The organism is Actinoplanes sp. NPDC051411, assembly GCF_040682075.1.
Taxonomy (GTDB): Bacteria; Actinomycetota; Actinomycetes; order Mycobacteriales; family Micromonosporaceae; genus Actinoplanes.
The window spans coordinates 25,784-40,759 of record NZ_JBFBAD010000052.1 but is presented as its reverse complement, the minus strand read 5'-3'; the positions used below and the strand labels follow the sequence as shown (position 1 = coordinate 40,759).

At 69.3% G+C, this 14,976-nt stretch carries 12 protein-coding genes; 11 read left to right on the top strand and 1 reads right to left on the bottom strand.

What is annotated here, in order from left to right; all coding sequences use genetic code 11:
- Window positions 1-77 precede the first annotated feature (77 nt).
- From AB0M88_RS27050 to raiA, 10 genes are all read left to right on the top strand, one after another.
- The gene (locus AB0M88_RS27050; protein ID WP_364106931.1) at window positions 78-938 is read left to right on the top strand and encodes a helix-turn-helix transcriptional regulator; all 861 of its coding nucleotides are present in this window, start codon (window positions 78-80) and stop codon (window positions 936-938) included.
- Window positions 939-982: 44 nt separating this feature from the next.
- Window positions 983-1,183, top strand: a complete 201-nt coding sequence (locus AB0M88_RS27045) for a DUF397 domain-containing protein (RefSeq protein ID WP_364106929.1) — start codon at window positions 983-985, stop codon at window positions 1,181-1,183.
- 153 nt (window positions 1,184-1,336) lie between these two features.
- Entirely contained in the window at window positions 1,337-2,185 is an 849-nt protein-coding gene (efeU, locus tag AB0M88_RS27040) for an iron uptake transporter permease EfeU (protein ID WP_364106927.1), read from the top strand.
- Window positions 2,186-2,223: 38 nt separating this feature from the next.
- The gene (gene efeO / locus AB0M88_RS27035) at window positions 2,224-3,375 is read left to right on the top strand and encodes an iron uptake system protein EfeO (protein WP_364106925.1); all 1,152 of its coding nucleotides are present in this window, start codon (window positions 2,224-2,226) and stop codon (window positions 3,373-3,375) included.
- Window positions 3,375-4,604 (top strand): iron uptake transporter deferrochelatase/peroxidase subunit, encoded by a 1,230-nt coding sequence (efeB, locus tag AB0M88_RS27030; protein WP_364106923.1) that lies wholly within the window; start codon window positions 3,375-3,377, stop codon window positions 4,602-4,604. Before efeO ends, efeB begins: the two co-directional genes overlap by 1 nt.
- 64 nt (window positions 4,605-4,668) lie before the next feature.
- Window positions 4,669-5,358 carry an MtrAB system response regulator MtrA gene (mtrA, locus tag AB0M88_RS27025; RefSeq protein ID WP_250035538.1) on the top strand — a complete coding sequence of 230 codons (690 nt, stop codon included), beginning with the start codon at window positions 4,669-4,671 and terminating at the stop codon, window positions 5,356-5,358.
- A 29-nt stretch (window positions 5,359-5,387) separates the two neighbouring features.
- Window positions 5,388-7,097, top strand: a complete 1,710-nt coding sequence (gene mtrB, locus AB0M88_RS27020; RefSeq protein WP_364106921.1) for an MtrAB system histidine kinase MtrB — start codon at window positions 5,388-5,390, stop codon at window positions 7,095-7,097.
- A complete protein-coding gene (locus AB0M88_RS27015; protein WP_364106919.1) occupies window positions 7,097-8,920 on the top strand; it encodes an LpqB family beta-propeller domain-containing protein in 1,824 nt (607 codons plus the stop codon). The genes mtrB and AB0M88_RS27015 overlap by 1 nt, the downstream gene beginning before the upstream one ends.
- Window position 8,921: 1 nt before the next feature.
- Complete coding sequence (locus tag AB0M88_RS27010) at window positions 8,922-9,713, top strand: phosphoribosyltransferase family protein (RefSeq protein ID WP_364106917.1); 792 nt, start codon at window positions 8,922-8,924, stop codon at window positions 9,711-9,713.
- Window positions 9,714-9,972: 259 nt separating this feature from the next.
- Window positions 9,973-10,590, top strand: coding sequence for a ribosome-associated translation inhibitor RaiA (gene raiA / locus AB0M88_RS27005; RefSeq protein ID WP_364106915.1), 618 nt, complete (start codon window positions 9,973-9,975; stop codon window positions 10,588-10,590).
- A 9-nt stretch (window positions 10,591-10,599) separates the two neighbouring features.
- On the opposite strand, the gene AB0M88_RS27000 is transcribed toward raiA, so the two are convergent.
- A complete protein-coding gene (locus AB0M88_RS27000; protein WP_364106913.1) occupies window positions 10,600-11,733 on the bottom strand; it encodes a GNAT family N-acetyltransferase in 1,134 nt (377 codons plus the stop codon).
- A gap of 210 nt (window positions 11,734-11,943) precedes the next feature.
- Between AB0M88_RS27000 and secA the strand changes: the two genes are divergently transcribed.
- Window positions 11,944-14,874: a preprotein translocase subunit SecA gene (gene secA, locus AB0M88_RS26995; RefSeq protein ID WP_364106911.1), complete on the top strand. Its 2,931-nt coding sequence runs from the start codon at window positions 11,944-11,946 to the stop codon at window positions 14,872-14,874.
- The last annotated feature ends 102 nt before the right edge of the window (window positions 14,875-14,976 follow it).

The window sequence follows — 14,976 nt, the reverse complement described above, 5'->3', positions numbered from 1 at the left end:
CCACCTGACCTGCAGGCAAGTGCATAGCGTGTCCTGCAAGTTGCAGTCCGCGACCGAGCCGCCGTTAAGGTGTCAGCGTGGCAAGGCCGACTTCGACGGCGCGGCGCGAGCTCGGCACCGAGCTGCGCCGCCTCCGTGGCGACCGACGGGGCGCCGACGTGTCATCGGCTCTGGGATGGTCAGAGTCCAAATTGAGCCGGATCGAGACGGCTCACACCGGCATCACCGAGGCCGATCTCGATCGGCTTCTCACGGCTTATGACGTACGCCTGGAGGACCGCGACCGCCTCCGCGACCTGGCTCGTCGCAGCCGGGTCCGGGCCTGGTGGACGCCTTACCGGTCGTCGGTCCCCGACCCCTACGACGAATATGTGGCGCTCGAGGCCGACGCGATCGCGATCTGCGAGTGGGAGGCCCAGATCGTGCCGGGTCTGTTGCAGACCGACGAATACGCGCGGGCCGTGATCGAGGTCGGTGCCGACATCGGCGACACCGAGACGATTCAGCGCCGGCTGGCCCTGCGGATGGCCCGTCAGGCCGTGCTGTCCCGCGACCCGCCGCCGTCGCTGCAGCTCATCGTCGACGAGGCCGTCCTCTATCGGGAGGTCGGCGGCCGCGAGGTGCTGTGCCGTCAGCTGACCCGGATGGTCGACGCCAGCCACCGGCCCGGGCTCGAGCTTCTGGTGCTGCCGTTTTCGGCCGGCGCGCACGCCGGCCAGACCGAGTCGTTCATGGTGTTGGAGTTCGAAGAGGGTACGCGCTCTCCCGTGGTGCACAGCGAAGGGCTGACGGGCGGTCTCTTCCGGGTGACACCCGACGAGGTCGAGGTCTACCAGGACGCCCTCGATGACCTGCGGGAACGCGCATTGTCGGCGGAAGAGAGCCGAACGGTCGTCGCTGAAAGGGAGGAATGTCTGCGCTGTCGATCAGCTTTCTGAGCTGAAATGGGACCTGCATTTTTCGGTCAACGAAGGGAACGACGATGCAGGACGACGCCACCCTCACCTGGCGTAAGAGCACGCGCAGCGGCGCCGCCGGACACTGCGTCGAGGTTGCCGACGCACCGGTCTCCGTACTGGTGCGTGACTCCAAGGACGTCAGCGGTCCGGTGCTCACCTTCGAGCGGTCCGACTGGGCCGGTTTCATCGCGGGTGTGCGGGCCGGAGAGTTCGACCGGCACTGATTTCACCGATCCGAATAAGGGGCGACGTCGTGTGACGTCGCCCCTTACTTGTGACCGGAGTGATACGGCGGCAACTTGACGAACGTCCGGCCGGTCTGCGTAAGGTATGGCGAACCTAACTTAGGGAACCCTCGCTTTACCTTGGAGGAACGCGTGATTCCCACGCTGGTGATCGGACTCCGCGAGGGTCTCGAGGCCTCACTGATCGTCGGGATCATCGCGGCGTTCCTGAACCACGCCGGGCGCCGTGATGCGTTGAAGCAGGTGTGGTCCGGTGTGGGCGCCGCGGTCGTGCTCTGCCTGGCCGTCGGCATCGCGCTCTTCGTGCTCTCCCGCGAGCTGCCGCAGAAGGCCCAGGAGGGTCTGGAGACCGTCGTCGGGCTGTTCGCCCTGGTCATGGTCACCTTCATGATCTTCTGGATGACCAAGCACGCCCGCACCATGAAGAAGGAGCTGGAGGGCGCCGCCTCGGAGGCGCTGGCCGCCGGCTCGGCCCGGGCCCTGGTCGTGATGGCGTTCCTGGCCGTCCTCCGCGAGGGTTTCGAGACCGCGGTCTTCCTGATCGCCGTCATCCAGAACAGCAGCAGCGCGGGCAGCGCGACCGCCGGAGCGCTGATCGGCATCGTCATCGCGGTCGGCCTCGGCTGGGGCATCTACCGCGGCGGTGTCCACCTCAACCTCGGCCGGTTCTTCAAGATCACCGGCCTGGTGCTCGCCCTGGTCGCGGCCGGGCTGGCGATGACCGCCGTGCACACCGCGTTCGAGGCCGGCTGGCTCACCGCGGGTCACTCCACCGCCGCCGATCTGACCTGGCTCGTCCGGCCCGGCACCGTGCTGTCGTCGCTGCTCACCGGCGTGCTCGGCATCCAGTCGAAGCCGACGGTCTCCGAGACCATCGCCTGGTTCGTCTACGCCGTACCGATCGTCGCCTACGTGGCGTGGCCGCGGCGCCGCCCGTCCCGTCCCGTCGCTCAGCGTCAGTCGGTCAACGCCTCGGTCTGAGTTCGCCACCTGCTGTTCGTACAAGGAGTGCCTTCACCATGCCCAAAATCATGCGCACCGCACTGCGGAGCCTTCCCGTGCTCGTCCTCGTGACGGGTGTGGCCGCCTGTGCGGACGACAAGTCCTCCTCCACGTCGGACAGTGCCGCCCCGGGCGCGGCGAAGGTGACCATCAACGTCACCGACGACGGCTGCACGCCCTCGCCGGCCACCGCGACCGCGGGCCCGATCAACTTCGAGATCAAGAACACCACCGCCACCAAGGTCACCGAGGCCGAACTGCTTCGCGGGGACACGATCATGGGTGAGAAGGAGAACCTGACCCCGGGCCTGTCCGGCTCGTTCTCCCTCAAGCTGGACGCCGGCAAGTACACGGTCTACTGCCCGAACGCGAAGACCGAGAAGGTCGACTTCACGGTCAGCGGCAGCGCGGCCGCCGGCTCGGCCGACGCGGCCGTGGGCACCGCGCTGACCGACGCCACCACCAGATACCAGCAGTACGTGGCGGCCGAGGTGGACAAGCTGATCCCGGCCACCAAGACCTTCACCGACGCGGTGCGGTCCAACAACCTCGACGCGGCCAAGAAGGCGTACGCCCCGGCCCGGTACTTCTACGAGGAGGTCGAGCCGGTCGCGGAGAGCTTCGGTGACCTCGACCCGGACCTCGACGCCCGCATCGACGACGTCGACAACCCGGCCGAATGGACCGGCTTCCACCGCATCGAGAAGGGCCTCTGGGAGGACAAGTCGACCAAGGGGCTGGCGCCGGTCGCGACCAAGCTCGACCAGGACGTGGCCAAGCTGAAGACGCTGGTCGCGACCGTCAAGTTCCAGCCCGCCCAGCTCGCCAACGGCGCGACCGAGCTCCTCAACGAGGTCGCCTCGAGCAAGATCACGGGCGAGGAGGACCGGTACAGCCACACCGACCTCTCCGACTTCGAGGCCAACGTGACCGGTGCCCAGGAAGCCTTCAGCCTGCTCCAGCCGGCTCTCGAGAAGATCGACCCGACGCTGTCCTCGACCGTGCGGCAGCAGTTCGCCTCGGTGCTCGACTCGATCAAGCCGTTCAAGCGGGGCGACACCTACGTCGACTACACGACGGTCAAGGAAGACCAGCGCAAGGTGCTGACCCAGAAGGTCGACGCCCTCGCCGAGCCCCTGTCCCAGGTGGCAGCTAAGGTCACGCTCTGATGAATGCCTCCCGGCGTGGATTTCTGCTCGGCGGCGTGGCCGTCGCCGGTGCCGGTGTCGGTGGTCTGGTGGGACACGTCGCCGGACCGGAGAAGGCCACGCCGGCCCCGGACGACCGGGTGACGTTCCACGGCGCCCGGCAGGCCGGCATCGCTACGCCACCCCAGCAGCGGCTGGCGTTCGCGGCGTACGACCTCGTCACCACCGACCGCGCGGCGCTTGAGGAACTGCTCAAGACCTGGACCGCCGCCGCGGCGGCGATGTGCGCCGGCGAGATGGTGCCCGGCGACAGCACCACCCCGGCCGCGCCGCCGGCCGACACCGGTGAGGCGGTCGGGCTGTCCCCGGGCAACCTGACGGTCACGATCGGGTTCGGACCGTCGCTGTTCGACGGCCGGTTCGGGCTCGCCGGCAAGCGTCCGGCCGCCCTGGCCGACCTGCCGCACTTTCCCAAGGACCAGATCGACGCGGCGAGCAGCAACGGTGACCTGTGCATCCAGGCCTGCGCCGACGACCCGGTGGTGGCGTTCCACGCCATCCGCAACCTGGCCCGGCTCGGCCGGGGCACGGTCACCATGCGCTGGTCCCAGCTCGGCTTCGGCAAGGCCGCCTCGACGAGCGCGGCCGAGGAGACGCCGCGCAACCTGATGGGCTTCAAGGACGGCACCCGCAACATCGAGACCGCCGACACCGGCCTGATGGACCAGCACGTGTGGGTCGGCTCCGAGGGCGAGCAGGCGTGGATGCGGGGCGGCAGCTACCTGGTCGCGCGCAAGGTCCGGATGAAGATCGAGGCCTGGGACCGCGACTATCTGTCCGACCAGGAGGCGGTCTTCGGGCGTACGAAGGTGGCCGGCGCTCCGCTGACCGGGGGACAGGAGCATTCCGACCCCGATTTCGCGGCCAAGGACTCCAGTGGTCAGCCGGTGATCCCGATGGATGCGCACATGCGTCTGGCGGCGCACGAGAACAACGGCGGGCTGCGCATTCTCCGGCGTGGATATTCGTATACCGACGGGATGTTCAGCGATTCCGGCGAACTGGACGCCGGGTTGTTCTTCATCGCATATCAGAAGGATCCGCGCGATCAGTTCGTGCCGCTGCAACGCAAACTGGCCGAGAACGACGCGCTCAACGAATACATCGAACACGTCGGATCCGGTTTGTACGCCTGCCCACCGGGGGTTTCCACCTCCGGTGACTTCTGGGGCAGTGCCCTCTTCGCGTAGGCTCGCGGGCAAGATCGCCCCCGGGTGAAGCGGGGTTCGGGAGGACAGTGCAATATTGGACCGCATGAGAGCCCGGGTACTCGTCGTCGATGACGACCCAGCGTTGGCCGAGATGCTCGGCATCGTCCTGCGAAGCGAGGGATTCCTGCCCTCGTTCGTCGCCGACGGTGAGCGTGCGCTGGCCGCCTTCCGCGAGAACCGGCCCGACATCGTGTTGCTCGACCTGATGCTGCCCGGCATGAGCGGCATCGACGTGGCGCGGGCCATCCGCACCGAGTCGGGCATCCCGATCGTGATGCTGACCGCCAAGAGCGACACCGTCGATGTCGTGCTCGGCCTCGAGTCGGGCGCCGACGACTACGTGGTCAAGCCCTTCAAGCCCAAGGAGCTGGTCGCCCGCATGCGGGCCCGCCTGCGCCGGGGCGAGGACGCCGCGCCCGAGATGCTGACCATCGGGCCGCCCGGCAACCAGATCACCATCGACGTGCCGGCCCACACCGTGTCGCGCGACGGCGAAGAGGTGAAGCTGACGCCGCTCGAGTTCGACCTGCTGGTCGCCCTGGCCCGCAAGCCGCGCCAGGTGTTCACCCGCGAGGTGCTGCTCGAGCAGGTCTGGGGTTACCGGCACGCGGCCGACACCCGTCTGGTCAACGTGCACGTTCAGCGGCTGCGGGCCAAGATCGAGCCCGACCCCGAACGCCCCGAGATCATCCTTACCGTCCGGGGAGTCGGCTACAAGGCGGGCACCGGCTAGGCCGCCCGAACGGCTAACCTTGCCGCGAGATGCGCGCTCCGTCCTGGCTTCCGCTACCGGTGCGCCGCACCCTGAGGGTGGTGCGGCGCTACTGGCGGTTCGGGCTGCGCCGCTTCGAGCGGTTCTCCGCGCCGGTCCGGCGCGCCTGGCGGCGGTCCCTGCAGCTGCGGGTCGTCGCGCTCACCCTGGTCGCCTCCAGCGTGCTGGTGGGCGCGTTCGGCTGGTTCGTCGCCGACCGCAGTGCCAAGATCCTGCTCGGCCGCGCGCAGGGCGAGGTGCGCGCGTCCATGACCAACAAGGTCAACTACACCGAGCAGCAGCTCACGGTCTTCCAGCGCACCGACGACACGAAGCTGCCCGCGAGCATGAACACCGCGGTCAGCCAGCTGGTCGACGGCAACCCGAGTGAGTCCGACGGCTCGATCCTCTCGCTGCGCGCGACCAACTACCGTGGCCTGCGCCCGGTGACGCTGCCCGACGCCGAGACCAGCGGGCTGGTCACGTCCGACCTGATCACGCCCGACCTGATCGCCGCGGTGGCCGGTTCCGGCCGGGCCGACGACCACGGCCACGTGGCCGACCAGATCCGCACCGTCAAGGTCGGCGGGCAGTCCACGAAATACCTGGTCTACGGCTCCCCGGTGCCGACCAGCTTCGGTCACCTCGAGCTCTACTACGCGGTGCCGCTGACGACCGAGGACAGCGCGGCCAACCAGATCCGCACCACCGTGCTGGTCACCGGCCTCGCCCTGGTGATCCTGCTCGGCGTGGTCGCCGGCCTGGTCACCCGCCTGGTGGTGACCCCGGTGCGGGTCGCCGCGCGCACCGCCCAGCGGCTGTCGGCCGGCCTGCTCGACCAGCGCATGAAGGTCGACGGCGAGGACGACCTGGCCCTGCTCGCGGCCGCGTTCAACCAGATGGCGGCCAACCTCCAGCGGCAGATCGTGCGGCTCGAGGAGATGTCGCGGCTGCAGCGCCGGTTCACCTCCGACGTCTCGCACGAGCTGCGCACACCTCTCACCACGGTCCGCATGGCCGCCGATCTCATCTTCTCCGAGCGTGAAGACTTCGACCCCGCGGTGGCCCGCAGCGCCGAACTGCTGCAGGCCGAGCTCGACCGGTTCGAGAGCCTGCTCACCGACCTGCTCGAGATCAGCCGGTTCGACGCCGGGTTCGCCGCGCTCGACGCCGAGCACACCGACCTGGTCCCGATCGTCGAGCGGGTCGCCGAGCGGCTGGGCGGGCTGGCCGAGCGGGTCGGCGTCGAGATCCAGCTGCGCCTGCCCGACGCTCCGGTGATCGCCGAGGTCGATCCGCGCCGCGTCGAGCGGGTGCTGCGCAACCTGGTCGGCAACGCGGTCGAGCACGGCGAGGCCCGTCCGGTGCGGGTCACCCTGGCCGGCGACGAGGGCGCGGTGGCGGTGACCGTGCGCGACTACGGCGTCGGACTCAAATCGGGAGAGGAACGGTTGGTCTTCAACCGGTTCTGGCGGGCCGACCCGTCCCGGGCCCGGCAGACCGGCGGCACCGGCCTCGGCCTGTCGATCAGCGCGGAGGACGCGCGGCTGCACGGCGGCTGGCTCGAGGCGTGGGGCACGCCGGGCGGCGGCGCCCAGTTCCGGCTCACCCTTCCGGTGCGGGCCGGCGACCGGCTCGTGGCGGCACCCCTCCCGCTGATTCCGCGCGACCGTGAGCAGCCGGCGCTCGAAAGCGCCCCCGAGCCGACCGAGGTGGGCTGATGCGCCGCCGTGTCCTCGCCCTGGCCGCGCTGGCCGCCCTGCTGCTCGGTGGCTGCGGCATTCCCGACTCGACCGACGTGAAGGTGCTGGGCGACGGGCAGTCGCCCGGCCCGGCCCAGGACCTCGACAGCCCGCCCCCGGCCCCGGTGACCCGGACGGGGACCGGCGACACCGCGACCTTCGTCAGCAACTACCTCGAGGCGGCGGCCGGCGACCCCGAGGGAGCGGTCCAGCGGGTCAAGGACTTCATGGACCCCCACTTCGCGGCCACCTTCAAGCCGTCGACCTCCGACATCACCGTGGTGCGGCCGATCGAGCAGCCGCTGGTCAACTCCGGCAACCCGGTGGTCACGCTGCGGGTCGAGCAGATCGGCACGCTGAAGAGCGACGGGCAGCTCGTTCCGCTCGACCAGCCGTCGCTGCAGAAACTGAACTTCACGGTCACGTCGGCGAAAGACAACGGCCTCTACATCACCAAGACCGACCCGGGGCTGTTCCTGTCCGACGTCGGTCTGCAGAAGTACTACCAGCAGCACACCATCTACTTCTGGAACAGTGACGACACCGGCCTGGTGCCCGACATCCGTTACATGCCGTTGAGCACGCCGAGCGTGCAGCAGCCGACGGTGATTCTCAACTGGCTCGCCCGCGGGCCGGCCGATTGGCTCTCCACGGCCGCGGCCCCGCTGCCGCCGGGCACCGAGGCGCTCGACAACATCCCGGCGATCAGCAACGACGAGCTGCAGATCAAACTGAAGTCGGACGCCGCGTGGCCCCGGGCCGCGCTCGACCGCCTGGCCCAACAGCTGCAGTGGTCGTTGCGACCGCTGACCCCCGGCGCGCTCGAGATCACGGTCGGCCATCAAAATCCGGTCAAGTTCTCGGGCGAGCAGAACAACCCCGACGCCAACCCGGCCTCCCACCAGGTGGAAGATCCGGACCGGTTCGTCGTCTACAACGGCGTGATCCGGCGGCTGTCCGAGTCGGCCCACGCGGTCAGCGCGGTGCCGGTGCTCAAGGCCGCGGCCAACAAGGGCGTGCAGTCGGCGGCGATGAGCAGCCAGAACGGGCAGACCCTCGCGGCCGTGGTCTCGGTCGCCGGCAAGGACAAGGCACCGGCCCTGCGGGTCGCCTCGGCGCCGACCGGCAAGGAGGCCGACCTGACCACGGTCGGCGGCCTCAAAGGGGCGCTCGGCCATCCCGCCTGGGTCGGCACCGGCTCGGCGGACGCCGGCGGCGCGGTCGGGCTGATCACCGCGAACGGCCAACTGTTCAGCTTCGCCGCCGACGGTTCCGACGCCCAGCCGGTCGAATGGCAGCAGGGTGGCGGTTCGAGCGCGATCAGCTCGTTCTCGATCGCCCCCGACGGGCACCGCATCGCCCTGGTCTACGGTGGCCGGCTCCACCGGGCGGTGCTCACGGCCAGCAGCGACGGCGTGGTGATGTCGTCGCCCACCGAGATCGATCCGCCCGGCCTCACGTCGATCACCGCGGTCGCCTGGAGCAGCGAGGGATGGCTGGTGGCGGCCGGCCTCAACAAGAACGGCCGGGTGTCGATCTACGACGTGTCGATCGACGGCGCGCAGTCGGCGATCCGGCTCGACGACATCGGCGACGAGGCGATCAGCTACCTGACGGCGTACCCGATCAACCCGCTGCTCCACTCGCAGTTGTCCGACGCGAAGGTGGCCTACGTCATCGCCGGCGCGGCCGGGATCGCGGCCGGCTACCCGGTGCCGATCAAGACGTCCGACCTCGCGGGGCCGGTCAGCCCGTCCTCGTCGAGCCCATCGAGCCTCACCTCCCCGTTCTTCCTGGACTGACTTGCCCGTCTCGCTGCTCGGCGACATCGCCGACCTGTTCCTGCCGACCGCCTGCGCCGGTTGCGGTGCCGAACGCGTACGCCTGGGCTACGGCGCCTGCGAGCGTTGCGCCGCCGCGCTGGAGGCGCTGACGCCGTTCCCCACGGCACCCCAGCCGCCTCCGCCCGGCATGCCGCGCTGCGTCGCTGTCGGGCCGTACGCGGGCGAACTGCGCGGGACCCTCCTGGCGTACAAGGAACGTGGCCGGCACCGCCTCGCCCGGCCTCTGGGCGCCTTGCTGGCGTCCGCGGTGGCGCGGCTGGCGCCGAAGGGCGCCCCGGTGTTCCTGGTGCCGATCCCGTCGACCGCGGCCGCTACTCGGGAGCGTGGCGGCGATCACATGACGCGACTGGCCGCACACGCCGTGCGACGACTGCGGGAGGCGGGTTGGCAGGCTGATCTGACCCACCTTCTGCGGGCCTCACCGAAGCCGGACGCCGCGTCACTGAGCGTGGCCGAGCGTGCGATAGCGGCTGAGAGTTCACTGCGAATCCGGCCGGCACGAATCGGCAAATTCTCCCGCCGATCGCCCGGAAAAGGCACGCTGGTGGTGGTGGACGACATCGTCACGACCGGTGCGACGCTGGCCGTGGCGACGGCCCGGCTGAGGGAGGCGAACATGCAGGTCACTGGGGCCGCCGTGCTCGCCGCGACGCGAAGACGCCGCCCTTCCCGAGAGCGTTTCGCAACCTTTCGCCCGCAGGGCACCGAAAAGGCGGAACGTCGGCCATCTGGTATCCCGAACGAGGGGTGACGTGGGAGCGTCGGCACGTTAGCGTCTTGGTGACGAGGGTAAGTGCGCTGCACTGCACGACCAACCGTGCTCTGCACTTATCGCCCACCGGGAGCGCGGAGTGATCCGCAGACCGCCGCACCGGAAAGGAGTCGTCTCATTCGCGATCGGTCACGCCACGTGACCACTCACGTAGCGCGACCGGAACCAGAACACCGCGTCGCCGTTCGGTGCCCGTCGATAGGGCGCCCGCAGAACACAACGTTGGGGGAGGTCACGAGTGGACATTGTCGTCAAGGGCCGCAACGTAGAGGTTCCCGACCATTACCGGGAGCATGTCGCCGACAAGCTCAGCAAGGTTGAGCGGTACGACCAGAAGCTGATGCGCGCGGATGTCGAGCTCTTCCACGAGCGCAATCCGCGTCAGTCCGACAAATGCCAGCGGGTCGAGATCACCGTCATGACCAGGGGCCCGGTCGTACGCGCCGAGGCCTGCGCCAAAGACTTCTACGCAGCTCTGGACTGCGCCATCACCAAGCTTGACGGACGGTTGCGGCGTTCGGCCGACCGCCGTCGTGTCCACCGCGGCCGGCACGCGCCGGTCTCGGTCTCGGCGGCCACCGCGGGCCTGCCGACCGATCTCAGCATGAACGAGTCAGACGAGGGCGCGTCCGTCGCTACAGCGCTCGCCGAACACGATGAGGATCAACCCTGGCGCATCGTGCGCGAGAAGGAACACCCGGCCGACCCCATGACTGTCGACGACGCCCTCTTCCAGATGGAGCTCGTCGGGCACGACTTCTATCTTTTCCTGGACAAGGACAGCGGCCGGCCCAGCGTCGTCTACCGACGGCGCGGCTATGACTACGGGATCCTCTCACTGGAGTCGCATCCCTAGCCGCACCCTTCAGCCGTCCAGCCGGGGGCCTTCGGTCAGGAGGTCCTCGGCGAGGAGCACGAACTGGACGTCGTCCTCGCGGACCCCGCCCGGTCCGGGCAGTCGTGAGCGCAGATAGGCCTCACGCTTGAATCCGGCCTTCTCCAGCACCCGTTGCGACGCCTTGTTGTCCGCGTTGGCCCCGGCGATCAGGCGCGCGATGTCGGTCTCGGCGAAGGCCCAGAGGGCCACCAGCTGCGCGGCCCGGGTCGTGAAACCGCGCCCGCGGAACTCGCGGAGCGTGCTGTAGCCGATCATCGCCTGGTTGGTGACCGGCTCCTGATAGAAGAGACCGAGCTCGCCGGCCGGGCGTCCGCTGGCCGTGTCGACGATGACCAGGTCGGCCCGCGTGCCGGCCAGCCAGTCCGCGGCCGCCCGGGTGGCGCGCCGCTGCAGATCCTCGGCCGTCGGCCGGACCGCGGGCACGCTGGTCGCGATCACCTCGGGAAGACTCCGCAGGGTGGTCAGGAATTCGACGTCGTCCGGCCCGAGCGGGCGCAGGGTCACCACGCCGTCCGACAGTTCGCCGCCGGGCAGGTCGGGCAGCAGCCGGGGGAGCGGCTCGCCCGAATCGGCGGCCAGGCGGGCGAACGCGATCAGGTCGTCGCGACCGCCGCTGCGGCCGGGGAGGGCTCCCCGGCGTACGCCCTCGCGCTGATAGCCCGCCGCCAGCGCGACCCGCTGGCTGGCCGCGTTCTCCCAGTGGGTGAGCAGTTCGAGGCGTTCCAGGCCGGTGCTCATGGCGTGCGCGCTGAGCGTGCGGACCGCGGCCGTGGCGACGCCCCGGCCCCGCGCCCACGGGCCGACCCAGTAGCCGATCTCGGCCTGCCGGCGGTGCGCGACCACCCGGTCGAAGCCGATCCCGCCGAGCAGCTCGTCGGTCCGCGGGTCGGCGATCGCGTAGACCACCCCGCCGTCGGCGAAGACCGCCTCGACGCCTTCGGACAGGAACCGTTCGGCGTGCCGAAGGGTGAACGGCGACGGCAGCGGCGGCAGAAACCGCTGGGACAGCGGGTCGTCATAGCCCGCCGCCACGGCTTCCGCGTCGTCCGGCCGGTACGCCCGAAGGCGTACCTCGTCACCGTTGATCTCCGCTGCACGCACGCGGCCTCCCGAAGGTCTGAGTATTTCTCCGTCATCCTGCCCGACACGCTTTGCCCGTCCCAACGGTTGCACCCTTGGCGAGGCTGCGCTCTCAGCGAATTCGAAGCGAAGTTTCGTCCCGTTTGTTCGGTTAATCGGAGGCTCGGGTCACAGGTTCCCAGAGAGGGCGCCTACCATGGTCGGGCAGACTGTCTAGGGGAGCGCTGACCCGTGTCGATATTGGAAAAGGTGCTACGCGCCGGCGAAGGCCGCATGGTGCGCAAGCTCAAAGCGATCGCGGACGCGGTCAACTCGATCGAGGAAGACTACGTCGACCTCACCGACGACGAGCTGCGCGAATGCACCGAGTCGTTCAAAGAGCGCTACGCGGACGGTGAGTCGCTCGACTCCCTGCTCCCGGAGGCGTTCGCGGTGGCTCGCGAGGGTGCCAAACGCGTGCTCGGCCAGCGGGCATTCAACGTCCAGCTGATGGGCGGCGCCGCCCTGCACTTCGGCAACATCCCGGAGATGAAGACCGGTGAGGGCAAAACCCTGACCGGCGTGTTCCCCGCCTATCTCAACGCGTTGAGCGGCAAGGGCGTGCACATCATCACGGTCAACGACTATCTGGCCCAGCGCGACGCCGAGTGGGTCGGCCAGGTGCACGTGTTCCTCGGCCTGACCGTGGGCGTGATCCTGCCCAACCGGCCGGCCGCCGAGCACCGCGACGCCTACCAGTGCGACATCACCTACGGCACCAACAACGAGTTCGGCTTCGACTACCTGCGCGACAACATGGCGTGGAGCAAGGAGGAGCTGGTCCAGCGCGGCCACCACTTCGCGATCGTCGACGAGGTCGACTCGATCCTCATCGACGAGGCCCGCACGCCGCTGATCATCTCCGGTCCGGCCGAGCACTCCGCCCGGTGGTACGGCGAGTTCGCCGCCATCGTCAAGCGGCTCGAGAAGGGCAAGGACGGCGAGGGCGACTACGAGGTCGACGAGGCCAAGCGCACCATCGCGGTCACCGAGCGCGGCGTGTCCCGGGTGGAAGACCGCCTGGGCATCGACAACCTCTACGAGTCGGTCAACACGCCGCTGGTGGGCTACCTCAACAACGCCATCAAGGCCAAGGAGCTCTACAAGCGCGACAAGGACTACATCGTCAACGAGGGCGGCGAGGTCCTGATCGTCGACGAGTTCACCGGCCGCATCCTGCATGGCCGGCGCTACAACGAGGGCATGCACCAGGCGATCGAGGCCAAGGAAGGGGTGGAGGTCAAGCAGGAGAACCAGACCCTGGCGACCATCACCCTGCAGAACTACTTCCGGCTCTACGAGAAGCTCGGCGGCATGACCGGTACGGCGCAGACCGAGGCCGGCGAGTTCAACAGCGTCTACAAGGTCGGCGTCGTGTCGATCCCGACGCACCGGCCGATGATCCGCATCGACCACCCGGACGTCATCTACAAGACCGAGAAGGCCAAGTTCAACGCGGTCATCGAGGACATCGCCGAGCGGCACGCCACCGGCCAGCCGGTGCTCGTGGGCACGGTGAGCGTGGAAAACTCCGAGATCCTCTCGACGCTGCTGCGCCGCCGCGGCATCCCGCACAGCGTGCTCAACGCGAAGTTCCACGCCCAGGAGGCGACGATCATCGCCCAGGCCGGGCGCAAGGGCGGCGTCACCGTGGCCACCAACATGGCCGGTCGTGGCACCGACATCCTGCTCGGCGGCAACCCCGAGTTCCTCGCGGCCTCCGAGCTCGCCCAGCGCGGCCTCGACCCGGAGGAGAGCCCGGAGGAATACGCCAAGGCCCTCGAGGAGGTCCTGCCGACCTGGAAGGACGCCTGCGACGCAGAAGCGTCCGAGGTCATCTCGGCCGGCGGGCTCTACGTTCTCGGCACCGAGCGGCACGACTCGCGGCGCATCGACAACCAGCTGCGCGGCCGCTCCGGCCGGCAGGGCGACCCGGGCGAGTCCCGGTTCTACCTGTCCCTGCAGGACGACCTGATGAAGCGGTTCCGGGCCGGTGCGGTCGAAGCGGTCATGGAGCGCTTCAACATCCCCGAGGACGTGCCGATCGAGTCCAAGATGGTGACCCGGCAGATCCGCAGCGCGCAGACCCAGATCGAGGGTCAAAATGCCGAGATCCGCAAGAACGTCCTCAAGTACGACGAGGTCCTCAACAAGCAGCGCGTGGTCATCTACGCCGAGCGCAAGCGCGTGCTCGACGGCGAAGACATGCACGAGCAGGTCGAGCACATGATCGACGATGTGGTCGCCGACTACGTGACCGCCGCGACCTCCGACGGCTACGCCGAGGACTGGGACCTCGAACAGCTCTGGACCAACCTCAAGCGGCTCTACCCGGTCACCCTCACGATCGAGGACGTGATCGAGGAGTCGGGCGGCGAGCGCAGCTCGATCGACCAGGAGTTCCTGATCCAGCAGCTGAAGGACGACGCCCGCGCGGCCTACGCCGCCCGTGAGGAGGAGCTCGGCTCCGAGGCGGTGCGCGAGCTCGAGCGCCAGGTGCTGCTCGCGGTCATCGACCGCAAGTGGCGCGAGCACCTCTACGAGATGGACTACCTGCAGGAGGGCATCAGCCTGCGGGCCTACGCGCAGCGCGACCCGGTGGTCGAATACCAGCGCGAGGGCTTCGACATGTTCAACCAGATGATGGAGGGCATCAAGGAGGAGGCGGCCGGCTTCGTCTTCAACCTGGAGGTCCAGGTCGAGGAGGCCCCCACCGTCACCGTCGACCCGAGCCAGGCTGTCCCGCTGCCGGCCGGCGGCGTGATGACCCCGGGCGAACCGCACGCCCACGAGACCGAGTCCGACCGCGTGGGCGTCCGGGCGAAGGGCCTCGGCGGCGGCAACCGCCCGCAAAACCTGCAATACACGGCCCCGGCGATCGACGGCGCGGCCGGCGACGGCTCCCCGACGATCCAGCAGCAGCCGTCGGCCCCGGCCCTCGGCATCGGCCCGGGCGGCTCCCCGGTCCCGGCCGACCCGGCTCACACGTCGGCCAACCGGCGTTCCCGCGCCACCTCGGGCCAGGCCGCCGAGTCGAACGGTCCGTCCCGCAACGCCCCGTGCTACTGCGGCTCAGGCAAGAAATACAAGCGGTGCCACGGCGCCCCGGGCGGTCCGGCCTAAAACCCCGCGTCACTCAAGGCAAAACGGCCCGCCGCCGGCGCGGGCCGTTTTTCCTGTACGCGGCGGGGCCGGCCCGGGACACCCGCCGCCTCCACTGCTCGG